This is a genomic window from Streptomyces sp. NPDC101166, from assembly GCF_044768125.1.
GTDB lineage: Bacteria > Actinomycetota > Actinomycetes > Streptomycetales > Streptomycetaceae > Streptomyces.
Genome location: NZ_JBIWPF010000026.1, coordinates 53702 through 79142 on the forward strand (window position 1 = coordinate 53702; position 25441 = coordinate 79142).

At 70.2% G+C, this 25441-nt stretch carries 23 protein-coding genes; 10 read left to right on the forward strand and 13 right to left on the reverse strand.

Translation table 11 applies throughout. The annotated features are described in order from the left end of the window. Positions 1-37: 37 nt before the first annotated feature. The 3 genes from ACIRS4_RS32335 to ACIRS4_RS32345 all read right to left on the reverse strand — a co-directional run bounded on the left by ACIRS4_RS32335 (position 38) and on the right by ACIRS4_RS32345 (position 2927). A complete protein-coding gene (locus ACIRS4_RS32335) occupies positions 38-595 on the reverse strand; it encodes a hypothetical protein (protein ID WP_404202790.1) in 558 nt (185 codons plus the stop codon). 165 nt (positions 596-760) lie between these two features. Then, on the reverse strand, positions 761-2176 hold the full coding sequence (locus tag ACIRS4_RS32340) for a PIN-like domain-containing protein (protein ID WP_404202792.1): 1416 nt from the start codon (positions 2174-2176) through the stop codon (positions 761-763). Between the two features lie 139 nt (positions 2177-2315). Further along, positions 2316-2927: an ATP-binding protein gene (locus tag ACIRS4_RS32345; RefSeq protein ID WP_404202794.1), complete on the reverse strand. Its 612-nt coding sequence runs from the start codon at positions 2925-2927 to the stop codon at positions 2316-2318. A 219-nt stretch (positions 2928-3146) separates the two neighbouring features. On the opposite strand from ACIRS4_RS32345, the gene ACIRS4_RS32350 reads away from it, so the two are divergent. From ACIRS4_RS32350 to haaN, 6 genes are all read left to right on the forward strand, one after another. Continuing rightward, the gene (locus ACIRS4_RS32350) at positions 3147-3995 is read left to right on the forward strand and encodes a helix-turn-helix domain-containing protein (RefSeq protein ID WP_404202796.1); all 849 of its coding nucleotides are present in this window, start codon (positions 3147-3149) and stop codon (positions 3993-3995) included. Then, the gene (locus ACIRS4_RS32355; RefSeq protein ID WP_404202798.1) at positions 3996-4193 is read left to right on the forward strand and encodes a DUF397 domain-containing protein; all 198 of its coding nucleotides are present in this window, start codon (positions 3996-3998) and stop codon (positions 4191-4193) included. 278 nt (positions 4194-4471) lie between these two features. After that, positions 4472-7240, forward strand: a complete 2769-nt coding sequence (haaT, locus tag ACIRS4_RS32360) for a cyclophane-containing RiPP biosynthesis TPR protein HaaT (protein WP_404202800.1) — start codon at positions 4472-4474, stop codon at positions 7238-7240. A 127-nt stretch (positions 7241-7367) separates the two neighbouring features. Further along, positions 7368-7571, forward strand: a complete 204-nt coding sequence (gene haaA / locus ACIRS4_RS32365) for a HaaA family cyclophane-containing RiPP peptide (protein ID WP_404202802.1) — start codon at positions 7368-7370, stop codon at positions 7569-7571. A 13-nt stretch (positions 7572-7584) separates the two neighbouring features. Continuing rightward, complete coding sequence (locus ACIRS4_RS32370; protein WP_404202804.1) at positions 7585-8745, forward strand: FxsB family cyclophane-forming radical SAM/SPASM peptide maturase; 1161 nt, start codon at positions 7585-7587, stop codon at positions 8743-8745. A 92-nt stretch (positions 8746-8837) separates the two neighbouring features. Next, complete coding sequence (gene haaN, locus ACIRS4_RS32375) at positions 8838-9317, forward strand: cyclophane-containing RiPP N-acetyltransferase HaaN (RefSeq protein ID WP_404202806.1); 480 nt, start codon at positions 8838-8840, stop codon at positions 9315-9317. Positions 9318-10089: 772 nt separating this feature from the next. Here haaN and ACIRS4_RS32380 read toward each other — a convergent pair. Both ACIRS4_RS32380 and ACIRS4_RS32385 read right to left on the reverse strand, forming a co-directional pair. Then, positions 10090-10473, reverse strand: a complete 384-nt coding sequence (locus ACIRS4_RS32380; protein WP_404202808.1) for a DUF2267 domain-containing protein — start codon at positions 10471-10473, stop codon at positions 10090-10092. 272 nt (positions 10474-10745) lie between these two features. Then, positions 10746-11174 carry an Hsp20/alpha crystallin family protein gene (locus ACIRS4_RS32385; RefSeq protein WP_130436581.1) on the reverse strand — a complete coding sequence of 143 codons (429 nt, stop codon included), beginning with the start codon at positions 11172-11174 and terminating at the stop codon, positions 10746-10748. A gap of 169 nt (positions 11175-11343) precedes the next feature. Between ACIRS4_RS32385 and ACIRS4_RS32390 the strand changes: the two genes are divergently transcribed. Next, positions 11344-11661: a hypothetical protein gene (locus tag ACIRS4_RS32390; protein WP_404202810.1), complete on the forward strand. Its 318-nt coding sequence runs from the start codon at positions 11344-11346 to the stop codon at positions 11659-11661. Between the two features lie 44 nt (positions 11662-11705). Here ACIRS4_RS32390 and ACIRS4_RS32395 read toward each other — a convergent pair whose 3' ends face one another. Together ACIRS4_RS32395 and ACIRS4_RS32400 are read right to left on the reverse strand one after the other, a co-directional pair. Continuing rightward, a complete protein-coding gene (locus ACIRS4_RS32395; RefSeq protein ID WP_404202812.1) occupies positions 11706-12641 on the reverse strand; it encodes a hypothetical protein in 936 nt (311 codons plus the stop codon). 90 nt (positions 12642-12731) lie between these two features. Further along, a complete protein-coding gene (locus ACIRS4_RS32400) occupies positions 12732-13715 on the reverse strand; it encodes a GlxA family transcriptional regulator (RefSeq protein WP_404202814.1) in 984 nt (327 codons plus the stop codon). 201 nt (positions 13716-13916) lie between these two features. Between ACIRS4_RS32400 and ACIRS4_RS32405 the strand changes: the two genes are divergently transcribed. Then, positions 13917-14366: a hypothetical protein gene (locus ACIRS4_RS32405; RefSeq protein WP_404202817.1), complete on the forward strand. Its 450-nt coding sequence runs from the start codon at positions 13917-13919 to the stop codon at positions 14364-14366. A 51-nt stretch (positions 14367-14417) separates the two neighbouring features. On the opposite strand, the gene ACIRS4_RS32410 is transcribed toward ACIRS4_RS32405, so the two are convergent. Continuing rightward, entirely contained in the window at positions 14418-15896 is a 1479-nt protein-coding gene (locus tag ACIRS4_RS32410) for an MFS transporter (protein ID WP_404202819.1), read from the reverse strand. 312 nt (positions 15897-16208) lie between these two features. Continuing rightward, entirely contained in the window at positions 16209-17588 is a 1380-nt protein-coding gene (locus tag ACIRS4_RS32415; RefSeq protein WP_404202841.1) for a DUF445 domain-containing protein, read from the reverse strand. 174 nt (positions 17589-17762) lie between these two features. Between ACIRS4_RS32415 and ACIRS4_RS32420 the strand changes: the two genes are divergently transcribed. Continuing rightward, a complete protein-coding gene (locus ACIRS4_RS32420) occupies positions 17763-19085 on the forward strand; it encodes an SGNH/GDSL hydrolase family protein (RefSeq protein WP_404202821.1) in 1323 nt (440 codons plus the stop codon). Positions 19086-19106: 21 nt separating this feature from the next. Here the strand turns inward: ACIRS4_RS32420 and ACIRS4_RS32425 are convergent, their stop codons facing one another. The 4 genes from ACIRS4_RS32425 to ACIRS4_RS32440 all read right to left on the reverse strand — a co-directional run bounded on the left by ACIRS4_RS32425 (position 19107) and on the right by ACIRS4_RS32440 (position 22646). Continuing rightward, a complete protein-coding gene (locus ACIRS4_RS32425) occupies positions 19107-19811 on the reverse strand; it encodes a DUF1707 domain-containing protein (protein ID WP_404202823.1) in 705 nt (234 codons plus the stop codon). Between the two features lie 33 nt (positions 19812-19844). Then, complete coding sequence (locus tag ACIRS4_RS32430; protein ID WP_404202825.1) at positions 19845-20840, reverse strand: ATP-binding cassette domain-containing protein; 996 nt, start codon at positions 20838-20840, stop codon at positions 19845-19847. 8 nt (positions 20841-20848) lie between these two features. Further along, positions 20849-21613, reverse strand: coding sequence for an ABC transporter permease (locus ACIRS4_RS32435; RefSeq protein WP_404202843.1), 765 nt, complete (start codon positions 21611-21613; stop codon positions 20849-20851). 232 nt (positions 21614-21845) lie between these two features. Beyond that, complete coding sequence (locus ACIRS4_RS32440; protein WP_404202827.1) at positions 21846-22646, reverse strand: ABC transporter permease; 801 nt, start codon at positions 22644-22646, stop codon at positions 21846-21848. A 262-nt stretch (positions 22647-22908) separates the two neighbouring features. Here ACIRS4_RS32440 and ACIRS4_RS32445 point away from each other — a divergent pair, with 262 nt between their 5' ends. Further along, positions 22909-25299: a transglycosylase domain-containing protein gene (locus tag ACIRS4_RS32445; RefSeq protein WP_404202829.1), complete on the forward strand. Its 2391-nt coding sequence runs from the start codon at positions 22909-22911 to the stop codon at positions 25297-25299. Positions 25300-25441 lie beyond the last annotated feature (142 nt).

A 25441-nucleotide genomic window follows, 5' to 3' on the forward strand; every position in this document is an offset into this window, starting at 1 on the left:
GATCTTCTGGCGACGGCATCACCCCGCTATTCGCGCGCTACTTAGTCAGGCTAGCCACAAGGCGCTCCTTCTCGCCTCCAGGGAGAGACGATTTCTTGATCTCCTTCGCGATGAGTTCCGGCACCTTCGCGTAGTCGATGTCCAGGCCCAGCAATGTGTACGCCTGGGTGCCGTCCACCTCGGACGTCGTGATGTTGAATCCCAGCTCTCGGAGTTCTCTGGTACGCCGCTCCGTATGGACGTTGTCGCGGTTCGCGAGGCGGAGTCTGTCGCTACCGACTGGCTTTCCGATGCTACGCAAAAGGATCATGAATAGGAGTTCGTGCGTCTTGCTGCCATAGGGCACCTTGAGGAACTGTTCTGGAATCTTGTCCGCGTAACGATTCTTCATCTCGCCCTGAATCCGGTCCCTGAGTTGCGTGAACTCGGGGCACGCGGCGGGAAGCTGCGAGAGTATCAACGCCTGAATGGACTGGGCGAGGTGACGCTTTGCGAAAAGGTACGCATCAATGATGTCGTCCGGTGACGCATCATCCTTCGCGAAGGCGGCACTCAACTCTCGCACGGCATAGGCCGATGTCGGCTTGAGGCTCATCCATACCTCGTTCTGCCCTTCGTTCCCTGCGCCCATAGCAGCGTCTCTTTCGTCGACGTGGGAGCGGAAACGGTGACGACAGCGCACCGGGTAACGGCAGCGCGTTAGGTCTCTTCACCGCGTCCGCAGGAGTTACGAAATCATTCGTCCCGCTGGTCAGGCCAGCTAGCGGGAGAGCTGATTCTCTGAGGCTTGCTCCGAGGCCAGCGCGCAGAGCACGCCGCGGTCCGCTGGCGGCGCGGACGCAACAAGTTCGAGGAACCAAGGCGCGATCCATGAAGAGTCGCGGTGGATCCAGTCCCCGGAAGGCAACACGGTGCCGGGCTTCCAACTGGGTGCGGGCGCCTTATTGCCCCGCACAGCGGCCACGAGCACTACGCGAGGTTCCCCTTCGGTGACTTCGCGCCGCCGCAACTGCGCTGTCACCCCGACAAGCCACCACTGGGCCAGACGATCGGCTGAATCCGACGATTCCATAGTGCTGCGGACCACGGGGGAAGTGAGTCCAGCAGACCGGTAGGAGGCAAGAGCCAACTCGTTATCAGGGGCCAACTGCAGGGCTGTCGTAGCCGTGATCACGGTACCGTCGTCCGACGTCGGGGGCGTGAACGTCTCGGATACTCGCCGGATCTCTTCGTAGGTGTCGGCCGCAAGGTCTGCGTTCAGATACTGGCCAACCCCGGCGTAGAAGTCTGGTGGAGTTTCGAGACGCAGTTCGGCACCGGCACGACGGTGCATCTCATCTAGCATCGCGGGCCACGGGCGCTGCTTGCCATTACTGGTGTCGTACCAGTCTTCTTTAACATCGTTCGAGACGAAGAGCACCCGTCGATCCCCTTCCGGCAGCAGGGCAGCCTGCTGGATCACTTCCTCCCATATCAAAAAATCGCCCGCAGCCCTGAGCGGAGTACCCTTGTCAAAGTCTGCGAACCCGGGCGGTATCTGATTCGGGAAGCGGAATGCCACAGCCTCGTCCAGTCGCCGCTGCAGCAGTTGGTCATCGGGCTGAGGGCCGACTCGGTTGCCGTAGAGGTCTGCCACCCGCGGCAAGATCGGATCTGCCGTATCTACATTGGCAGGCGTCAGATCATGCCCTTCCTTGAGCATGTCCAAGTGGGCTTTGAACGCCTCGCGATACACAGCGAGATGCTCGTTGACGGCAGCCTCGCTAACCAACCGCTCCAAGGCGGCGATCTCAGCAGGCACCCGGGCGTACTTCTCCAGCTGAGACCGCACCGTGGCCTTCGCGTCAATGATCGCGTTGCGCGCCGCCGTCAGCTTGGCATTGACGGACCTCGCCGCGTCGGTGAGGATCCGCTTGCGTGACTCCAACACGCTTCGGCGCCCACGGACAAATTCAAGCCCTACCTGATAGGGCATCCAAAGGCGCCCAGAGACCTGCCCCAAGGCCGCGAGGACTTCTTCTCGGGACTCCGCCGTGTACTCGTAGAGGCTGAGCAACACGTTGGTATCCAGAACGATCAGAGCGTCCTGGAAGAAGGCCAAGCGGGCAGTGTCCTGCGGTGACGGCACAGGCTGCAGCCAGGCGTGGAACCGCCGCAGCAGTGCTGGGTCTTCCATCTGCGAATCCCCCTGAAGTCGCGTGATCTCAACCAGAGATCATCTTGACACAGGAGTGGATGCACTGGCCTGACGCAGGGAGAGCAGGATGCCCCGTTGGCGGGCATCCTGCAGACATCGCAGTCAAGCGGCCTGGCCGCTAGGCCGCGTCCGTTTGCGCCTCGTAGTGCGTTTGCACACGGTCTAGGAAGTCATCGGGATCATGACCGCGAGCGGCACTCCAGTAGAGGAGGTCCGCGATCAACTCGATCGCCGTCTCCTCGAGGTCCCTTCCACGAGGGCCAGGGATTCTGAGGCTTCCCTGGTAATACCCAAGCGCGCCTGCCGCTCGCTCTACTCGACAGCGTCCGTTGAGGGGCATCTCGCACCAGACAGCCTTGCCGGCCGCAGTGAGCACTGTGCCCCAGTCCGCGGCCAGCGAGGCGAGCAGATGGAGGCCTCTGCCGCATTCCTGGTCACAGTCGGCCGCTCGCAGCGAAGGGGCGACGCGGCTCTTGTCGTGGACCTCGACCCGTAGCCGATCACCCCTCACTTCGAGGATCAGGGTCGCCGAAACCCCCTCCCCCACATGCCTGACGACATTGGTGGCCAGCTCCGTGACGACCAGCTCGGCCTCATCGGCCGCAACGGGCGCCCCCCACTGGCTCAACTGCTTGGCCGTTGCCCTCCGCAGTAGGCGGACTTCTGCCGGAACCGCCTGGAACGGCAGGACACAGCGGAGTCGCGGTTGGGTGACTTCACAGTCGGGCATGACCGACTCCCTCCTCCACAAGCCACGCACATGCTGCGCCTGCCGTATCCGTACGACTGCACCGCGTAGCGGTCTATGAGGGAGAATGGCATGGAGAACTCTCGCTATGTAACTTCTCACGAGAATCCTTCGGGTGAATCTGATGGTGGGCCGCCTGCGTGATCCCTAGCCTGAGGGCGTTCTCCGGGCCCGTCGCCCGGTTCATGGCGAAGGAGCCGCATGTCCGAACGCACCACCACGCGCCGCCGTCAACTGGGGGCGATGATGCGTAAGTTGCGTGCCCGTAAGGCGTTGACCCTTGAGGAGGCGGGGCAGCGCGTAGGTGTCTCCAAGGCCACGATCAGCCGGTATGAAACTCAGTCAGGGCCGGTCAAGTGGATCGTCATCGATGCTCTGTGCCGTGAGTACGGGGCGAGCGACGTCGAACGGCAAGCAGTTGTGCGCCTGGCGAAGGAGGCCAAGCAGCAAGGGTGGTGGAGCTCCTTCGCCGACGCGATCCCGGAGAGCATGAACCTGCTGCTCACGCTGGAAAACGAAGCGGTGCGCGAGAGCCACTTCTCCTGCGTGTACGTCCCCGGCCTTCTCCAGACGCGTGCCTACAGCACGGCCTTGCAGAGGGCCAACGAAGTCCCGCTGCAACAGGCGGAGATCGAGCGACTGGTCGACATCCGCATGAAACGGCAGGAGATCCTCAGCCGGCCGAGTCCGCCGCACTTGTGGGCGATCCTCGACGAATCGGTGATTCGTCGGGTCGTCGGCTCACCTGCGGTGATGAGGGATCAGCTCGGCCGACTCCTCGAAGCGACCGAATCCGGCAGCCCCACCACTCTGCAGATTCTGCCCTTCTCCCGAGGGGCCCACGCCGCCGCGCTGGGAAGCTTCGTCGTCATCGGAGGGCCGGAACCGAGCCTCGACGTGGTCTACGTCGACTTCCACACCGGGTCCCTCTTCCTGGAGAAGGAGGAGGAACTGAATCGCTACAGGCTTGCGTTCGAGTACCTCCGCGCACAAGCGTTGGACATGGAGGCTTCCACCGCCATGATCCACCGTGCACGCAAGGAGCTGTGAATGCCCATCGGTCCCCTGACTGCGCCCATACCTGCCTGGTTCAAGTCCTCTTACAGCGGCGGTAACACTACGGAGTGCCTTGAGGCCGCGTCAGTGCCGGGAGGCCTGCTGGTGCGCGATTCCAAGAGTCCTGACGGCCCTCACATCACGGTGTCGTCCGAGGCTTGGAGCAGGTTCGCAGCCGCCTTGGCCAAGTGAGCCTCGCTGTAGGGCGGTCGAATTCTGGCAGGGCTTCTGGGCTCCGATCCCCTCCCGCCTACCGGAGTCCGTGGGGCAGCACGCCATGCGGAAGCTGGCGCGCGCCGCGGCTCAGACGCGCCCTTGACCAAGGTCTACTAGGACTGTTCCGTTAGGGAAGTTGAGGCGTCGTACTCGGGGGTTGCCTTCGTGGCCAGGTCGGTTGGCAGTGCGTGGTGTCTCATCAGCGGCACCAGGTGGGAAGCGGCCGCTCCGCTGGCTGCTGCTGGGGTCTCCGTATGAGGCTCCGTCGCGGGTTCGCGATCGCTGTCGTCGCCGGAGGCGGCGCTGTGACCACCATGCTGGTGGGGCTCGTCACGAACGCCGTGTCCGATGAGTCGCGGTGGCCCGGCTGGCTGGGGTGGTTACAGGAGCACGCCTGGTTCTCGTTCGTCGTGTTGGGCGTGACGATGGCGGGGCTTACGGCCCTGCTCGCCGGTCTCTCCGAGACGCGGCCTCCCACCCCGCCGGGACGACCGGAGGATGGAGTGGGGCCACCGGGGGCCGCTCAGGTGCTGCGTTCGTTGCCGCGCGACACCGCCGCGTTCACCGACCGTGCCGCGGAGCTGGAGCGGCTGGTGGGCTCGGTGCGGGCCTCACAGGAGCGTGGCGAGGGGCTGCCCGTTCACGTGATCGACGGCATGCCCGGCGTCGGGAAGACCACCTTCGCCGTGCACGCCGGCCACCTGCTCTCGGAGCGGTTCCCCGACGGACAGCTCTTCGTGAATCTCAATGGGCACACGCCGGGGCGTGCTCCGGTGCAGGCCGGCGAGGCGCTCGCCTCGCTTCTCGCGGCCGCCGGCGTGCCGACGCAGCAGATTCCTGTCGGAGACGACGTCGGAGCGGTCACCGAGGCCCGGGCCGCCATGTGGCGGAGCAGGCTCGCGGACAAGAAGGCACTGCTGATTCTGGACAACGCGGCCAGCTACCGGCAGCTGGAGCCGCTGCTCCCCGGTGGGAGCGGGTGTCTGGTGTTGGTGACCAGCCGCAAGCGGCTGGTGGCGAACGAGGAGGTGGTCATGTCGGTGGACGCACTGCCGCCGGATCACGCGGTCGACCTCTTCGTGCGGCTCAGTGGGCGGCCGGCCGACGCTCTCGGCCGGGATGTGGTGGACGAGTTGGTGCGGCTGGCCGGGTGCCTGCCGCTGGGCGTGTCGCTCCTCGCGGCACGGCTGCGGCACCATCCGTCCTGGAGCGCCGAGGACCTGCGCGGGCGGCTGGTAGCGGCGCGGGACCGGCTGGGAGAGCTGCGGGCTGGGGAACGAGCCGTCACCGCGACCTTCGATCTCTCCTATCGGGATCTCGCGCCGGAGCGGCAGCGCTTCTTCGGACAACTCGGCTTCTTCCCCGGAACCGATCTCGACCCGCACGTCGGTGCGGCTCTTGGTGACGTCTCGGTCCTGGTGGCCCGTCGGCATCTTGAGGCGCTCTACGACGACCACCTGATCGACGAGCAACCGGGGAGTCGCTACCGGCTGCACGATCTCTTGCGCGACTACGCTCGCGGTCTCGCCGCTGAGGGAGACAGCATGGACCATGTACAGGCCGTACAGCGCGTGTGCACCTACTACCTGGCCGCTCTCGCCGTCGCGAACGGACACATTGTGCGCAGCGGAGCTGCGGTGCCACCGGCGCCGGACGATGCCTCGCGGGTGGAGACCCCAGCCTTGGAGTCGCGGGCGGATGCCCTGAGCTGGCTGGAGACCGAGCGGGCCAACATCCTGACCTGCGTCCGTCGGGCGAACGGCCTCGCCTTGTACGACTTCGTGGTCCGGCTCGCCGCGGCCATGGCGCCCTTCCTGCGCCAGGCCGGTCCGTGGGACCAGGCCGTAGGGCTCCACCGGACCGCCGCCGAGGCCACCCGCCACACAGGCGACCAGCGGGCGCGGGGCGACGCTCTCGCCGAGCTGGGTGTCGTACGCCGCTTCATGGCCGCCTACCCACAGGCGATCGAGGCCCTGAACGACGCCGTGACGGCGTACGAAGCGGTCGACGACCGGCGCGGCAAGGCGGACGCACTCAACCAGCTCGGCATCGTCTGGTACCTGACCGCGGACAACGAGGACGCTGCCCGCGCCCAGACCGAGGCCCTCGCCCTCTACCGTGAGCTGGGGAACCGGCTCGGACAGGCGAACGCGCTCGCGGATCTCGGCATGACATACCGGCAGTTGAGCCGGTTCGACGCGGCGGTAGAGGCGCAGAGTGAGGCCCTGGCGATCTACCGGGAACTCGGTGACCGGTACGGGGAGGCGAACTCCCTGCGGGACCTGGGTGTCGCGCACTGCCTCATGGGCGCGTACGACCTGGCCGCGCGGCATCACCAGGAAGCGTTCGACATCTACCTGGAGCTGGATGACCGTGTGCACCAGGCTTACGCGTTGAACGAATTGGGCGCCGTCCGACGGCTGACCGGGGACATCGAGGGAGCGCGGACGGCACACAGCCAGGCCCTGACGCACTTCACCGAGCTCGGCGAACGGTTCGGCCGCGCGACCAGCGTCCGCCATCTTGGCGTCGTGGAGCGTGTGACCGGGGATGCGACAGAGGCGATCCGGCTTCTGGAGGAGGCCCTGGACGCCTACCGCGAGCTCGGCAGCCGCGGTGGTGAGGCCGCCTCACTGAGCGAGCTGGGCGTGGCGCGCGGCATCGTCGGTGAGCGGGACGGCGCGATCGAGGCGTTCCGACGCGGTGTGGAGATCCTGCGGGAGCTGGGCGACCGGTGCGGCGAGGCAGAGGTACTGAACCACTGGGGGATGCTGCTGTTCACCGCCGATGAACCGCCGGCCGCCCGTCGGCACTTCGAGCAGGCGCTCACGCTCGCGCGGGACGTCCTCTGCCCGTTGGAGGAGGCGCGGGCGCTGGAGGGCATCGGCCGCTGCGACGGGACGATTGACGGGCCTGGGCATGGCGTGGGTTCGTTGCGAGCCGCCGTGACTGTGTATCGGCGATTGGGAGTGAGCGCGGCCGTGGAAGACATCGAACGGTTGCTGGTGCCGCGGTCCGGCTGACGCCGACCATGTGGCCGAATTTCCCGTGCCAGGTCTGTGGTTGAGGATGCTACGTTTCCGGCTGATCTGTCGCTTCAGCCCCGTCGCACCGTGCCGCTTCCGGCACGTACCTCACGAGGAGCGTTGGATGCCGTCACCCACGTCCGTAACCGAGCCAGGCACCATCACGGCCGCCGGCCCGGCGTCCACGGAGCTGACGGCGGCCGGCACCGCCGTCCTGGACCGCGTGGCCGCCCGCGTCCGGCAACGGCTGGAGGCCGAGGAGGGCGCGACGGCCCGGGTCGGCGACGGCGCCCACGCGGCCTCGCTCATCTGGCCCTGGCCGCTGTGAGCACGTCCGCTCGATGACAGAACCCGAAGGCCCCGTTCCTTTCCGGACGTTCATCCTCAAGGTCGCCAACCGCTGCAACATCGACTGCGACTACTGCTTCGTCTTCAACTCCAAGGACCAAGCGGCACGGCGCCTGCCCGCCCGAATGGACCTCGCTGTGGCCCAGGCTGCGGCCCGGCGGATCGGTGAACATGCCACCGCGCACGGCCTTCGGACCATCCACGTCGTACTGCACGGCGGGGAGCCGCTTCTCGTCGGCGTCGGGCACATGGCCGGTCTGCTGGAGGCCGTCCGGGACGCCGCGCCGGCCGGGACCCGGGTCCTCTTCGAGCTCCAGACCAACGGGACCCTTCTGTCCGGTGCCTGGCTGGACCTCTTCGAACGGTACGAGGTCTCGGTCGGCGTCAGCCTCGACGGACCGCCCCCTGCGAATGACCGGCACCGGCTGACCCACGCCGGGCGGTCGAGCGCCGTCTCCGCCGTGCGCGGCATCGAACTCCTACGGTCGCGGCCACACCTGTTCGCGGGGCTGCTCGCCGTCGTGGACCTGGCCAACGACCCCATGGAGGTCCACGACTACCTGGCGGCGTTCGAACCGCCCGTGATCGACTTCGGCCTGCCGCACGCCACCCACGACGACCCGCCGCACCGCGCCGACCCAAGCGCACCCGAATACGGGTTGTGGATGAGCAGGGTGTACGACGCCTGGCTCGCCCGGCCCGAGTACGAGCACAGCGTCCGGATGCTGGAGGACATCGTGGCCCTCAGCTCTGGCGTGCGCGGTTCGGTGGAGACGCTCGGCCTGGCCCCGCCGACTAGCGTCGTGATCGAGTCCGACGGCTCCATCGAGGCCGTGGACACCCTGCGGTCGGTCGAGGAGGGGGCCACCTGGCTCGGGCTCGACGTCCTCCACCACTCCTTCGACGAAGCTCTGTCCCATCCAAAGCTGCTGCACCGGCAACACGGCAAGGAAGCGCTCGCCGAGCAGTGCCGCGCCTGCCCACTTGTGGACGTGTGCGGCGGTGGCTACCTCCCACACCGCTTCAGCGAAGCCCAGGGCTACCGAAACCCGTCCGTCTACTGCGCGGACCTGGAGTACCTCATCCGACACGTCCAGGGCTCCCTGCGGCGGCACGGCTGGAACCCCTACACGCAGGCCGCCTCGTCGCCGTAGACGCGTGTGCCGTACCTCCGGGAGGGGATCACGCGTTGGAACGAGCGAGTGCAGCAGCGACCGAAGCTACCGAGGAACGACAGGAGGCGCCGATGAGCGTGACGATTCGCCCTGCGGAGAAGCGGGACGTCCCGGCCGTGGCCGAGCTGATCGAGGAGATCGAGCGGTTCTACGGGGCGACCGACAGCGGCATCCAGCCATTGGAGGAACGCCGCACCCAGGTCGAGGAGGCGCTGTTCGGCTCACCGCCGCTGGCCTCCGCGCTGCTCGTCGAGGATGAGGCCGGGGACATCATCGGCCTCGCCGCCTACTCGTTCCTCTGGCCGGCCGCCGGGTCCTCGCACTCCCTGTTCCTCAAGGAGCTGTACGTCCGTGACACGCTCCAACGGCAGGGCATCGGTGCCCGCCTCATGGACGAACTCCGTGCCATCGCCGCAGCGCGCCCCGGGTGCAGCCGCGTGGAATGGATGACCGACAGCGACAACCCGGGGGCACGGGCCTTCTACAAGTCACTCGGGTTCGCCGAGTTCGACGGGAAGATCGTCTACCGGTTCGACTCCGACAGCGCGTGAGGGTGGTACGAGGCTTGGAAGTGGAGCGCTGCGACGAGTGCGGCGGCAAGATCGTCATCGGGCTCGGATGCGAGTGTCCGCCGGGCTCGTTTCGATCGGCGTCGGCGACTCCGCGTTCGGTGAGTACGTTCGTGAGAACGGAGTGGCGTACTCACCCGGATGACACGATCCTGATCTCCCCGGCTCAGTGTGCGCACAGGGCGGGATGGTGCGACCACATGACCGAGGACGACGTACAGCCGCCGCGCTGGGGGTGGATCCCGAATCCTCCGCCCGGGCTCTGGGAGCGGTTGAGCAGCGCTTCTCCGGCGACCGCCACCGCGGGCAATCAGAGGCGGCGGGCAGTGCGACGGTGCACCACCTGTGAGGCGAACCTCGCCCATGGCTGACCACCGTGCTGCGACATCGCCCCGTTCTCGCTTCGAAGGGCGCGGCCTCACCCGTCAACGGCCGCGCCCACCTGCGTCAGCATCAGTAGCTGACGACGAGCCGCACGGAGGGCCGGTCGATCACGGCTCCGTCGGCGAGGTCACTCCGGTGTGTCCACGGGGTAGGCCTTCCCGCGACCGGTCTGGGCCGGCCGACGGCCAGCGGCGTTCCGGGGAGGGCGGCGGTTCTTCGCCGAGCGGCGGGCAGTCGGCGGTGAGTTTCGTCGAACGTGCCGTTCGTCGGCCGGGCTCCGCGGGGGGAGCCTGAGCCACCGAGGCGGAGCGCCAATTCGGTCTGCGGCGCCGCCGGTGTATCAATGTCGGCGGCGCCGGGACGGGGTCGGTCAGGGGTGCGGGGTCAGTTCTGCCTTGCCGAACAGCAGGGCGTAGCCCGAGGGGAGTTGGGCCAGTAGGCGGGTGGCCAGGGGGGTGCCCAGTAGGGGTGGGAGGGCGCTGAGGACCGAGCCGGCGTGCCAGCGGGCTGTGGCCGGAGTCGCGCCCTGAAGGTGCTCGGTGAGCGAATCGACGAAGTCCCTTGCAGGTAGAGGGCGTGGGGCGGGCGGTCGCGATGCGATCAGGGCCGCCGCCCTTCTCGGGAGTGCGTGGGCCAGGGCTACTCGTTCGTCGCCGGTGATCTGACCGCCCAGGGCGGACAGGACGACGCTGGTGATGTGTTCGGCTTCGGCGGTCGTCGGGTAACCGCCCGCCTCACGGACCGCTTCGATCAAGGCCGCCCAGGTGAGGGGACGTTGAGAGTGCGTTCGTCTTCCGTGCGCCGGGGACGGGATCAGCGTTCTCGCCGGCTGCTGCGTCGTGGTCGTCGGTCGGGTGCCCGTCGGCGTCATGGTCATGATCGGGGGTTTCTGCTCTCCGTTCGGGGCGCGGACAGGGGGCGGCGCGTCCCACGGCCGCAGAGCGGGGGCTGGGGGTGCGCCCGGGGTGCCTGCACGGTCAGGGGTGCACCCCGGGAGCCTCGTCGTGCGGGACGCGCCTCGGTGGGTCAGCTGTTCAGCTGCCTGCGGCCGGTGTCGCCGCCTGTGATCTGGATGCGGCGGGGCTTGGCCTGTTCGGCCACCGGGATGCGCAGGGTCAGGACACCGGACTCGTAGGAGGCGTCGATGCGCTCCGTGTCGAGGGTGTCCCCCAGGAACAGCTGGCGGGTGCAGACGCCCGTCGGGCGCTCGGCGACGATGAGCTCCGCTCCCTCGGGGGCGGGGGAACGGCGCTCGGCGCGGACGCTGAGGACGTTGCGCTCGACGTCCAGCTCGATGGTCTCCGGGTCGATGCCGGGGAGGTCGAAATGGACGAGGAAGTCGTCACCCGAACGGTAGGCGTCCATCGCCATCGCGGCGGGGCGGTTGGTCGTGGCGCCCAGGACCTGCTGCGCGAGCCGGTCGAGATCGCGGAACGGGTCGGTTCGCATGAGCATCACAGTCCACTCCTCTCTTCAATGCAGTCGGTGCGATGCCCTACGGGTACTTATATAGCTCGGAGGAGGAAAGTTGACAAGCCTGGGCTCACGTTCGGAGGGGCGGCTCGTTCGGGAGTTAGCCTCACGGTGATCCACAGTGACTGCTACAGCGTCGGAGGCTTGAGTCATGGCGAAGAATTCTGGTGTCAGGGTTCCCGGTGCGGTGATCGCCGCGGGTGGGCTCGTCGGCGGGTACGGCGTGGCCCGGTGGACGAAGAAGCGGCAGCTCGGCGGGGTCGTGCTGGCCGCCGCGGGGGCCGCCGCCGCACAGCAGTGGCGGCAGCGGGCCGGCGGGAAGGCCGCGGGGGCGTTGAGCGTCGCGTACGTCGCCGCCTTCGCCGGGTCGCATCCGCTGGCGAAGAAGGTGGGCGCCTGGCCGTCGGTGTTCGGGGTCGCCGGTGCCGTCGCGCTGGCCTCCTGGGTCGTGGCGGACCGGCGCGGCTGAGGCAGGACACGTCCGCGTGGGATGAACTGCGCCGGCGCGGCGTCCTACGAGGAGTACGGCGGGTACGTCGGCTGCGGCGGGTACACGGCGTACGGGGACGGCTCCCCGGAAGCCGGTGGCGGGGCCTGCGCCGGGATCCCCACCACCGGCTCGGGCACGGCGTCCCGCTCCCGTCCCAGCGCCGAGCGGAACGTCACCCCGTACCGCCGGTTCAGTCGGCGTATCTCCCACACCGACAGCAGCGTCACCGACAGCGGGCCGCCGAGCAGGAAGCCGTAGAGGACCAGCGGCGGTGCTGCGACGTCGGGGCCGTCGAAGAGGCTCAGCACGAACAGCGCCCAGACGAGAAACGGGGAGATCAGCGCCGGCAGCAGTTCGTGCACGTCGCCCACGCGGAAGCAGGAGTTGAGGGCGTACACCACCGCGCCCAGCGTGAAGAGCGCGGCGACGACCACCACGATCAGGCCGCCGAGCAGCAGCACGAGGAACAGCAGCAGGCACAGGAGCCAGACGAGGATGCCCGCGGACCGGGCGTCGGCCCAGGGGATGATCTCCCCGCGCGTCAGCCTGGGCAGCAGCGTCGCCACGCCGGCGGCCAGCGCCGCGCATCCGAGGATCGCGCCGAGCGCGGAGCCGGGGCCGGTGAGGCGTCTGACGTAGAGGCGGCGCAGCGGAGGGCGGGCCGCGCCGATGAAGACGCTCAGGCAGACCAGGCCGGCGACGAAGGTGATCGCGCAGCCGGCCAGCACGTCCACCAGCTTGCCCAGCAGGATGTCCTCGCCGCTCTGCGCCAGCGGGTAGGCCGCGAGCATCCACACCGTGGCGACCACGCCGACCGCGGTACGGCCGGAGCGGAGGCGCTGGACGATGTCGTCCTGGATGCGGTCGGCGCGGGAGTCGCGGGTGACGGCCGCGGCCAGGCCGAACGGGTTGCGCACGGAGCGCGGCACGACGGACGTGCGCCTGCGGTCGCTGTTCACGAAGTCGTCTCCCCCGAGTACGAGCCATGGTTCACGTGTTCGCACGTGCCACGGCCCGTCACCCTAGCCGATCATCGACCGGCCGCGAGATCATGCTCCCGTCAGGCCACCGGCCGCTCCGCGCGGAATGCCGCGGAACGCCTTGCGGTAACCCTGGGGGCTCGTTCCGACCACGCGCCGGAAGCGTTCACGGAAGGCGGTCGGGGAGCCGAACCCCGCCTGGGCGGCGATGCGTTCGACGGGGTGGGCCGTCGTCTCCAGCAGGTGCTGGGCCCTGCGGATCCGGGCCCGGTGCAGCCACCGCAGCGGCGTCGTCCCGGTCTGTTCGCGGAAGCGGCGGTTGAGAGTGCGGGTACTCATGCCCGCGCGGGACGCGATCTCGTCGAGGGTGAGGTCGCGGTCGCAATGGTCCTGGAGCCACCGCAGCACGGGTTCGAGCGTGGACCCGGCGGGCGTCGGCGGCATGTCGTGGACGATGAACTGGGCCTGGCCGCCCTCCCGTTCGAGCGGCATGACACACATGCGGGCCGCCTGGGCGGCGACCGCGGAGCCGTGGTCCCTGCGGATCATGTGCAGGCACATGTCCAGCGCCGCGGCGGCGCCGGCCGAGGTGAGGAACTGGCCGTTGTCGACGTACAGGACGTCCGGGTCGACCGTCACCTTCGGGTAGCGCTCGGCCAGTTCGCGCGCCGCGAACCAGTGGGTGGTGGCGCGCAGGCCGTCCAGCAGGCCGGTGGCGGCGAAGAGGAACGCGCCCACGCAGATGGAGGCGATGCGGGTGCCGTTCGCCGCGGCCTCCCGCAGCGCCTCGGCGACGCCGTCCGGCAGCGGGTCGGGCGGCTCCTCGACGCCGGGCAGGACGATCGTGTCCGCCTCCGCGAGCGCCTCCAGGCCGTACGGCGTCCGCACGGTGAACGGTCCGGCGTCGACCTCTCCCGACGGGTACGGGGAGCAGACCCGCACCCGGTACGCCTCCCGGCCGTCGGGCAGCCGCACCCAGCCGAAGGTGTCGACCGGGACGGACAGATCGAACGGGACGACCCCGTCGAGGGCCAGTACGGCGACGGTGTGCATGGCCAGAGCGTAGAACGTGGGCCGGCGGCAATCCGGGGGCGGCCCGCCCCCTGGCGGCGTGGGCGGCACTCCGGCTCCTCCGGCTCCCCCCTGGCGGAGTGGACGGCACTCCGGCTCCTCCGGCTTCCCTTGGCGGGAATCCGGTGGCCTCTGGCATTTCCGCCACTTCTGCCGGGTCGGCCGCCCGCCTACCGTCGGCCCGTGACCAAGTTCCTGCTCGCTCTCCACGTCCTCGCCGCGATCGTCGCGGTCGGCCCCGTCACCGTCGCGGCCAGCATGTTCCCGCCCGCGGCGCGCCGCGCCCTGCTCGCGCCCGACGACGTGGGGGCGGCCGGGACGATCCGGTTGCTGCACCGGATCTGCCGGGTCTACGCCGGTCTCGGCGTCGCCGTTCCCGTGCTCGGGTTCGCCACGGCGAGCGTGATGGGGGTCATGGGCGACGCCTGGCTGATCGTGTCGGCGGCGCTGACCGTGCTGGCCGCGATCGTCCTGGTCGTCCTGGTGCTGCCCCGGCAGGAGGTGCTCCTGGAGGGCGGCGGCAGTCGGGAGACGACCGCGCGGCTCGCGATGTTCACCGGGGTGTTCAACCTGCTGTGGGCCACGGTGACGGTGCTGATGATCGTCCGGCCGGGGTCCACCACGGGGGCCTGAACCGCCCCCGCCGGGGAGCGGCACGGCCCCCTGCGGGGAGGCCGCCCTCGCCTACGCTTCCGCCTTCGTGCCGTCCTGCGACGCCGCCGTCAGCGGCTGTGCGACGTCCTCCAGCGAGCGGCGTTCCGCGCTGACCGCCAGGAAGGCGGCGACCAGGCCCGCCGCGCACATCAGGCCCGCGCCGATCTGGAACGCGAGGACCGTGTCGCCGACGTGGCCGGTGCCGGTGAGGTCGGCGAACAGCAGGGGGCCGCTGATGCCGCCGGCGGCGGTGCCGAGGGCGTAGAAGAAGGCGATGGACATCGCCCGGGTCTCCATCGGGAAGACCTCGGAGACCGTGAGGTAGGCGCTGGAGGCGCCCGCCGAGGCGAAGAACAGCACCGCGCACCAGCACGCCGTCAGCGTGGACGCGCTCAGCGAGCCCCGGTCGAACAGCCAGGCCGTGGCGAAGAGGAACAGCCCGGACAGCAGGTACGTCGACGAGATCATCACCCGGCGGCCGACCGTGTCGAACAGCTTGCCCAGCAGGATCGGGCCGAAGAAGTTCCCGAGCGCGATGACGGCGAAGTAGTAGCCGGTGTCGCCGGTCGGCACGTCGAAGAACGTGGTCAGGATCGCGCCGAAGCCGAAGGTGATCGCGTTGTAGAGGAACGCCTGGCCGATGAAGAGGGAGAAGCCGAGGATCGCGCGCCGCCGGTAGTCGGAGAACACCGTGCGGCCGATCTCCAGGAAGGACACGCTGCGACGCTGGTGGATGGTCAGCTCGCCCTCGGCCGCCGGCAGCGGCTCGCCCTTCTCCTCCTCCACCCGCCGTTCGATGGCGGAGACGATCCGCTCCGCCTCGTCGTCCCGCCCGTGGATCAGCAGCCAGCGCGGACTCTCCGGGACGTGCCGCCGTACGAGAAGGATGACCAGGGAGAGCACGGCGCCCAGCGCGAAGGTCAGACGCCAGCCGACGTTCGCCGCGAACAGGTCCGTGTTCAGCGCGACGATCGACAGCAGCGAACCGCCGACCGCGCCCAGCCAGAAGCTGCCGTTGATCATCAGGTCCACGCGGCCCCGGTACTCCGCCGGAATCAGCTCGTCGATCGCCGAGTTGATCGCCGCGTACTCGCCGCCGATGCCGAAGCCCGTCAGGAAGCGGAAGAGCAGGAACCACCAGGTGTCGAAGGAGACCGCGGTCAGGGCGGTCGCCACCAGGTACACCGCGAGGGTGATCATGAAGAGTTTCTTGCGGCCCCAGCGGTCGGTCAGCCGGCCCCAGAAGAGCGCGCCGAGGCAGGCGCCCGCGACGTACAGGGCGGCGGCGATGCCGGTGACCGTGCCGGAGGAGATCGGCAGACCGCTGCCCGGCTCGGACAGCCGGCTCGCGATGTTGCCGACGACCGTGACCTCCAGGCCGTCGAGGATCCACACGGTGCCGAGGCCGATCACGACCGTCCAGTGCCAGCGGGACCAGGGCAGGCGGTCGAGTCTGGCGGGGATGTCGGTGGTGATGGTTCGGCCGATGTCGGCCTGTGCGGTGGTCATGGGCTCCCTCCTCGTCGAGCGGACCTCGGCACGAGTGCCCGGGCGCTGCCGCTTTAGGCCGGGTGGGGTGGGGTGGGGTGCCCTCCGCTTTTCAGGTGCTCGGTGTTTCTGCCGGCGGTGCTGGGGGCTGCCGCCCCCAGGCCCCCGCTTCGGCCCTGGACGGGCCTCGTCCTCAAACGCCGGACGGGCTGGGACAACCACCCGGCGCCTTGAAGCACCGCCCCTTACGCCCCCAACGCCCCCAACGCCCCCAACGCCCCCAACGCCCCGGACGGGCTGGGACAGCCACCCGGTGTCTTCAAGCACCGCCTCTTACGCCCCCAGCCCCCTCGCCACCGCGTAGATCACCAGTCCCGCCAGCGAGCCGACCACCGTGCCGTTGATGCGGATGAACTGGAGGTCCCGGCCGATGTGGGCCTCGATCTTGCGGGTGGTGTGCTCGGCGTCCCAGCCGGCGACCGTGTCGGTGATCAGGGAGGTGATCTCACGGCGGTACGTCGTCACGACGTGGACCGCCGCGCCCTCCACCCAGCTGTCCACCTTCTCCTGGACCTTGGGCTCGTGGGCCATCCGGCCGCCCAGGGAGAGGAGCGAGGCGCGCACGCGCAGCCTGAGTTCACTGCGTTCGTCCTCCGCCGCGGCGACGATCATGGATCGTACGGCGGTCCAGGCCGACGCGATGAGGTCCTGGACCTCGCCGCGCCCGAGCACCTCACCCTTGAGCCGTTCCACACGCGCGCGTGTGTCGCCGTCGGACTGGAGGTCGGAGGCGAAGTCGGTGAGGAAGCGGTCCAGGGCGCCGCGGGCCGGGTGGGACGGCATGTCCCGCATCTCCGTGCAGAACCGGAGCAGCTCCTTGTAGACGCGTTCACCGACCTTCTTGTCGACGAACCGCGGGGTCCAGCCGGGCGCGCCGCCCTGGACCGCGTCCATCACGGAGTCGGCGTGCAGGACCAGCCAGTCGTGCGCCCGGGAGACCACCAGGTCGACGGCTCGGCGGTGGCCGCCGTCGGCGACGATCTTCTCCAGCATCTTGCCCATGCCGGGGGCGATCTCCCGGGCGTCGGCACGGCGGGTGATCGCCTCGCCGACCACCGCCTGCACGTCGGAGTCGCGCAGCACGGTCAGCGCGCCGCGCAGCGCGGTGGCCAGCTCCGCCGTCACCCGGTCAGCGTTGCCCGGCTCCGCCAGCCAGGCGCCCAGCCGGCTGCCGATGCCGACGGCGCGCAGCCGCTGCCGTACGACGTCCTCGGAGAGGAAGTTCTCGCCGACGAACTCGCCGAGGGAGATGCCCAGCTGGTCCTTCTTGGTGGGGATGATCGCCGTGTGCGGGATGGGCAGGCCCAGCGGGCGGCGGAAGAGCGCGGTGACGGCGAACCAGTCGGCGAGCGCGCCGACCATGCCGGCCTCGGCCGCCGCCGCGACGTACCCGGCCCAGGCGCCGGCGCCGTGGTGCGCGGCGAGTTCGGCGAGGACGTACACCACGGCGACGAACAGCAGCAGGCCGGTCGCGGTGATCTTCATCCGGCGCACGCCGCGGCGGCGCTCCTCGTCGGCGGCGCTGAAGACGGTCATGGCGCGCGCCGCGGCCGTGCCCGCGCGGCCGCCCGCACCGGCGCCCGCCGCCTCACCGGCTGCCGGCCGCTCGTCCGCCTCGGTCTGCGTCTGTGTATGCGTCTGCGTACGGTCCATCCGCTCCACCCGTTCCGGTCCCACACGTCCCACACTTGGACATTCTCCCTTCCTGACCGACTCCCGGAACGGAACAGGAGTTCCCTTCGTCTGTCTGTCGGGGAGTTCGACGGCGATCTCCCGTATGTCGTCGGGAGCCTCGGCGCTCCCCCGCCCGAGGAGATTCACCACCGCATGTCCGCCACCCGGCACATCGCCCTGCCGGCCGCCCTCCTCGCCGTGATCGTGTCCCTTTCCGCCGTCGTCTTCCTGAGCGTCGACGCCGCCGACGGCCGTCACGGCGACTCCCCGGGCACGGCCCGCTCACCGCACGGCGCCGCCGCCCCCGCCGGGGTATGGGTCGGCACCTGGGCCGCCGCCCCCGTGGCCGGCGAGCCGGGCACCCGGACGACCGGCATGGCGGGCCGCACGGTGCGCAACGTCGTCCACACCAGCGTCGCCGGCACGAGTGCCCGCATCACGCTGTCCAATCTCTACGGCACCCTCCCGCTGCGCGTCACCGCCGCCTCCCTCGCCGTCGCGGACGGCGACGACGCCCCGGAGGCGGCCGACGGCACCCTGCGCAGCCTCACCTTCGGCGGGCGCGGCTCGGTCGTCGTCCCGGCGGGCGGGCAGGCCGTCAGCGACGCCGTCGCCCTCGTCATCCCCAGGGACTGCGACGTGCTGGTCAGCACCTACACGCCGGCCTCCTCCGGACCGGTCACCTACCACCCGTACGCCCGCAGGACCAGCTACGTCGCCGTGGGCGAGCACACCGGGGACACGACGGGCGACGTCTACACCGGCCGGATCGGCTCCTGGCGCTACCTCACCGCCCTGGACGTGCTCAGCCACGAGGCCGAGGGAACCGTCGTCGCCTTCGGCGACTCCCTCACCGACGGCGTCACCTCCACCCCGAACGCCGACCGCCGCTATCCCGACGTGCTGTCCGACCGGCTGCGCGCCGCCGCCTCCCACGGCCGGGACACGCCGCGCTACGGCGTCGTCAACGCGGGCATCAGCGGCAACCGGGTCCTCGCCGACGGCGGCGGGACGGCGGGCAACACCGGCGGGATCAAGCGGTTCGCGCGGGACGTCCTCGGCCGTCCGCACGTCAAGGTCGTCGTGATCGACCTCGGCGTCAACGACATCCTGCGCCACCCGGCGGGCGGCGACGCGGACGCGATCCTCGCCGGGCTGCGCACGCTGGTGAGCCGCGCCCACGCCCACGGCGTCAAGGCCGTCGGCGCCACCCTCATGCCCTTCCGGGGCCACCCCTCCTTCTCGGACGCCCGGGAGGCGACCCGGCTGCGGGTCAACGCGGGAATCCGGTCGGGGTCCGTCTTCGACGAGGTCGTCGACGTCGACCAGGCACTGCATGATCCCTACGATCCCCGGCAGCTGCGGCCGGAGTACGACTCGGGGGACCATCTCCACCCCAGCGACCTCGGGTACCGGCGGATGGCGCAGGCCGTCGAGTTGGCGCAACTGAAGGCGTCCGCGCCGGCCCGGCTGTGACGCGGGCGGGCCGGCGACGGGTCAGTGCTCCCAGTGCCGCCGGCCGTCCCGTCGCCCTTCGTCGAGCTCCCGCCGGCCTTCCCCGCCCTCCAGCCGCCCGCCGCCCGCCTTGCTCCCCTTGCGGCGCTTGCGCTCGATCCCCACGCCGCCCCAGAACGCGAACCCCGTCACCACCACCCGCGGCGCGCCCCGCTGCGCCGGCACGCCGTCCTCGCCGTGGTCGAAGCCGCCCATGACGCCCAGGCCCCGGACGACGACCTCCACGCCCGGCGGCACGACGACGCTGATCCCGCCCATGATCGCCACGCAGTTGATGACGACCTCCCCGGCCGCGAAGTCCGCCTCGCGCAGGTCGATCTCGCCCCCGCCCCAGAACGCGACGGTGTTGAAGCGCCGCGGGACCGTCCACCGCCCCCTGCGCTGGAACCCGGACATCACCGCGACGGCCCACCCGGACGTCCCCTCGCCGCCGACGATCCGCCCGTCCCAACTCCCCCGCTGCGCGGGCTCCTTGCTCATCGACACCGGGGCGGCGCCTGCAGCGGCGGGGAGATCCCTGGTGATCGGGGCGAGTTCGCCGTACGTCCGCGCCCGGTACGCGGCGTCCAGCCGCTCCTCGAACTCCCCCATGTCGAGCCGCCCTTCGGCGAGGGCGTCCCGCAGGACCTCGGCGACTCGTTCACGATCGGCGTCGGAAGCGCGCAGCTCCGGAACATCCTCGGTCATGGGCAGCAGCCTACGAGTTCCGGGCGGCCGGCACTACGCGATCGCGCCGGGCGTCGCACGGTGCAGCATCTCGGCGATCACCGCCTCGATGTCCGGCTCCCGCACCGACAGATCCACCAGCGGATACCGCGCCGCGATCCCCGCGACCAGCGGCGCCGCCGACTGCGACGCCGGGAACGCCAGCCACTGCCGCGGCCCGTCCACCCGCACGACCCGGGCGGGCGGCGGCGCGTCGATCGGCGGCAGCTCCCGCTCCAGGTCGACCACCAGCATCCGTTCGCTCTCCCCCGCCTCGTGCAGCCCGGCGAGCGGACCGTCGTACATCATCCGCCCGTGGTCGATGACCATCACCCGGGAGCACAACTGCTCGATGTCCTGGAGGTCATGGGTGGTGAGCAGGACCGTCGTGCCCCGCTCGGTGTTCAGCTCCCGCAGGAACTCACGCACCCTGGCCTTGGACACGACGTCCAGTCCGATCGTCGGCTCGTCGAGGTAGAGCACCTCCGGGTCGTGCAGCAGGGCCGCCGCGATGTCGCCGCGCATCCGCTGCCCGAGCGACAGCTGCCGCACGGGCACGTCCAACAGCACGCCCAGGTCGAGGAGTTCGACCAGCCGGTCGAGGTTCTCGCGGTAACGGGCCTGCGGAATGCGGTACATGCGGTGCGCGAGCCGGTAGGAGTCGATGAGCGGCAGATCCCACCAGAGCGTGGTCCGCTGCCCGAACACCACCCCCATCCGGTAGGCCAGCCGGGCGCGTTCGCGCGACGGGTCGATGCCCGACACCCGCACCCGGCCCCCGCTCGGCACCAGGATTCCGGTCAGCATCTTGATCGTGGTCGACTTCCCCGCACCGTTCGGCCCGATGTAGCCGACCATCTCCCCGCGCGCCACGGTGAAGGAGATCGAGTCGACCGCCCGAACCCGCCGCAGCTCCCGCTTCAGCAAGCCCGTCCTCTTGCGCACGTCGAAGACCTTCTCGACCCGGTCCACCTCGATGAACGCCGAACTCACAGGCTCCGCGCCGTCCATGGGCCTCCTCAACTTCCCGTGCTCCGATATGACCGCAGCCCCGCCCGCCAGGCCAGCCCCGCCAGCGCGCAGCACACAGCCGCCACCAACGGCGGCGCGAACGCGGCCCCTCCGGGCAGCCCCAGCGGATAAGGCCGCCCCAACAGATACGCGGCGGGAACCCAGTTGACGAACGCCAACGGCAACAGGAACGTCACCCCGCGCACCAGCTCCTTGCCGAACACCGTCGGCGGGTACTGCAACAGCGTCTGACCGCCGAACGTGAACGCCGCCTGCACCTCCGCCGCGTCCCGCGCGAGGAACTGAAAAGCCGCGCCCGCCACGCACACCGCCGAGAAGATCACCGCGCCGCACACCAGCATCACCGGCACCAGCAGCACCTTGACGGGCGTCCACCGCACGTCCAGGTCCGCCAGCGCCCAGCCCAGCACCAACGCGCCCTGGACGACCCGGGCGATCCGCCGCAACGCGAACCGGTCCGCCGCCACCTGGGCCAGCACCGGCGCGGGCCGCACCAGCAGCGTGTCGAGCGTGCCGTCGCGCACCCGCGCGCCCAGCCGGGACGCCGAACCGATCGCCAGCTCCGCACAGCCGAAGCTGGTCGCCGACAGACCGTACAGGAGGGCGACCTCGGGCAGCGTGTAGCCGCCGAGTACGTCGACCTGCGAGAACATCAGCAGGATCGCCACGAAGTCGAGCCCGGTCACCAGCAGCCCGCCGAGCACCGTCATCACGAACGACGCCCGGTAGGCGAGCGTGGAGCGCACCCACATCCCGGCGATCAGCCGGTAGGCGCGCAGCCCTTCGCGCACCCGGCCGCCCGCACCCCGCTCCCGATCGTCGGCAAAGCCCCGGCCACCCTCACCCGGCCCCCGGCCGTCGTACGAGCCCCGGCCCGCCTCACCCGGCCCCGGGCCGTCGAGGGGGCCCCGGCCCGCCCCACCCCGCCCCCGGCCGTCATGGAGGCCCCGGCCCGCCCCACCCTGCCCCGGCACACCGCCCACCTCACCCACCCTGGACCACCACCCGTCGCGTCGCCGCCGCCTGCACCGCACGCCCCGCCGCCAACAGCGCCACCGCCCACGCCGCCTGGAACGCGAAGGCGTGCGCCCAGTCGGCCTCCCCCATGAGCACATCGGCCGGCATCTGGAGCTGCGCCGCCCACGGCAGCACCCGCACGACCTCACCCAACGGCCCCGGGACGGCGTTCAGCGGCAACGTCATGCCCGAACAGAACACCCCCGTGATCATCAGCGCCTGGAGCGCGCCCGTGCCGTCCAGCAGCCAGAAACCGCTCAGCGCCACCAGATAGCGGATGGCGAAGCTCACCACCATCGCCAGCAGCACCGCGACCAGGAAAGCCGCCCAGAGCCCCGGATCGGCCGGAAGCGCGGTGGGGAAGACCAGCGCGCCGAAAGCGAACGGGACCACCCCGCGCCCCAGCAGCTGGAACAGCGCCCGCCCCAGGTCGTTCGCCAGCCACCACCACTGAAGGTCCGCCGGCCGGTACAGGTCGACCGCCACGTCCCCGGTGCGCACCCGCTCCATGAACTCGGTCTCGAAACCGCCGCCCTGGATCGCCAGCGTCGCGTACAGCGCCTGCCCCAACCACACGAAGGTGACGGCCTGCGCCTGGTCGTAGCCGCCGAGCTGCGGCCGCTCGTCCCACAACGCCAGATAGGTGTAGACCAGGATCAGCCCGAAGACGGTGTTGGTGAACACCCCCGCGGCCGTGGCCGTCCGGTACGTCGCGTACCGTCTGAAACCGCCCGCTGCGACGGCCGCATACAACCGCACCGCACCCACGGCACCCGTTCCTTCCCGACCCGGGCCCACCCGCCCGGCCCGCCGACACCGAAGCGCAGGAGCCTAGTGCGCGGGCACGACGACGTGCCAGGCGTTTTCCGGCATGACGCGGCGACAGACGCCGCACCGCCGACCGGGCCGCACAACGCGTGCCGATTGCCGGGAACGGAACCGTTGGTGCGAGAGTCTTCAACAGGGGGCGCAGAACGCGCACGAGGCGTACGGGAAACGTACGACGCGAAACAGGAGTCCGAGCAAACAGATGAGCGACGATCCGAAGCCGCAGAAGCCGACCGAGGGCTGGGCGGCCCCCGCAGAGCCCGGACCGCCGGCGGAGGGGAAGAAGCCCAAGCGGCCCAAGCGCACCGGCTGGCGCCGACTGCTGCCCACCTGGCGGATGGTGCTCGGCACCTTCGTCATCGGCACGATGGTCCTGGCCGCCCTGTTCTTCCTCGGCTACTCCATGGTGAAGATCCCGCCCGCCAACGCCCTCGCCATGAAGCAGAGCAACGTCTACCTCTACGCGGACGGCACCGAGATCGCCCGCGACGGCGAGGTCAACCGCGAGAACGTCACCCTCGCGCAGATCTCCAAGCCCGCCCAGCACGCCATACTGGCCGCCGAGGACCGTGACTTCTACACCGAGTCCGCCGTCGACCCCAAGGCGATGCTGCGCGCCGGCTTGAACACCGCACTCGGCAAGGGCAAGCAGTCCGGCTCCACCATCACCCAGCAGTACGTGAAGAACTACTACCTCGCCCAGGAGCAGACCGTCACCCGCAAGGTGAAGGAGTTCTTCATCGCCATCAAGCTGGACCGCGAGACCTCCAAGGACGAGATCCTCGAGGGCTACCTCAACACCAGCTTCTTCGGCCGCAACGCCTACGGCATCCAGGCCGCCGCCCAGGCCTACTACGGCATCGACGCCTCCGAGCTCACCGCCGGGCAGGGCGCCTACCTCGCCGCGCTGGTCAACGCGCCCAGCCAGTACGACGTGACCGCCCACCCCGAGAACCAGAAGGCCGCCGAGTCCCGCTGGAACTACGTCCTCAACGGAATGGTCGACAAGGGCTGGCTCAGCCCGTCCGAGCGCACCGGCATGAAGTTCCCCGCGCCCAAGGAGACCTCCGGCGCCGACACCGGCATGTCCGGGCAGCGCGGTTACCTCGTGCGCGCCATCAAGGACGAGCTGATCCGCGGCGGGATCGTGGACGAGAAGTCCCTCGACACGGGCGGCTACCGCATCACCACCACCCTGCAGAAGAAGAAGCAGGACGCCTTCGTCGACGCCGTCAACGACCAGCTGATGTCCAAGCTGGACAAGAAAAAGCGCAAGGTCGACGGCTACGTCCGCGCCGGCGGCGCCTCCGTCGACCCCAGGACCGGCAAGGTCGTCGCCATGTACGGCGGCGTCGACTACGTCAAGCAGTACACCAACAACGCCACCCGCCGGGACTTCCAGGTCGGCTCCACCTTCAAGCCGTTCGTGTTCACCTCGGCCGTCGAGAACGACTCCTCCACCCAGGACGGCCGGCGCATCAACCCGAACACGATCTACGACGGCAGCAACAAGCGCCCCGTCCAGGGCTGGAGCGGCGGCGCCTACAGCCCCGAGAACGAGGACGACGGCGACTACGGCGACATCACCGTGCGCGAGGCCACCGACAAGTCCGTCAACTCCGTGTACGCGCAGATGGCCGTCGACGTCGGCCCCGCCAAGGTCAAGCGGACCGCCCTCGACCTGGGCCTGCCCGCCGACACCCCCGAACTCCAGCCGTACCCCTCGGTCGCACTGGGCGTGGCCACCGCCAGCGTCCTGGACATGGCGGAGGCCTACGCGACGCTCGCCAACCACGGCAAGCACGGCCCGTACACGATGATCGAGAAGGTGCAGAAGGACGGCACCGACGTCGACGTGCCCAAGCGCAAGACCACCCAGGCCGTCTCCCGCGAGGCCGCCGACACCACCACCTCCGTCCTGCGCAGCGTCGTCGAGAACGGCACCGCCACCAAGGCCCTCAAGGCGGACCGCCCCGCCGCCGGCAAGACCGGCACCGCCGAGGAGGACACCGCCGCCTGGTTCGCCGGCTACACCCCCGACCTCGCCACGGTCGTCTCCGTGATGGGCCAGGACCCGGTCACCGCCGCCCACAAGTCGCTCTACGGCGTGATGGGCCTGGACCGCATCAACGGCGGCGGCGCGCCCACCCAGATCTGGGCGCAGTACACCAAGGAGGCCCTCAAGGGCACCGAGGCCCGCGACTTCGACCTCGAGGTCGAGGAGGGCTCCGAGGTGTCGGTCGCCCCGCCGGCCCAGCCCTCGCAGAGCCAGTCCTCGCCGAACGAGACGGACGACCCCGCCACGAACCGGCCCAGCGACAGCGCTCCCGCCACCAGCGGCGGCACCGCCACCAGCGGCGGCCCGTCGACCGGCGGTGGGGCGAGCCAGGGCGCGACGACCGGCGGCCCCGCCACCAGCGGCGCCACCAGCGACGGCGCCACCGGGAACACCTCCGACGGCGGCGCGACCGGCGACACCTCCGACGGCGGCGCGACCGGGGAGACGACCGCCGACGGCGGCACGGCCACGGACGGCGGCGCCGCAACCGCCGGCGGCGGCACACCGGGCACACCCGGAGGCAACGGCCCGTAAGGGGCGCCAGGGTTCTCCCAACGGGCCACTGGGGAGTCGTCACGGCCCCTAGGGCGTGTTTCGAAAGTAGCGTCGTCCGCCCGGAGGGCGGGGCTCGCGGCGGCGATGGGGGCACCTCCCGCGCGAGTTCGGTTCGAGCGTG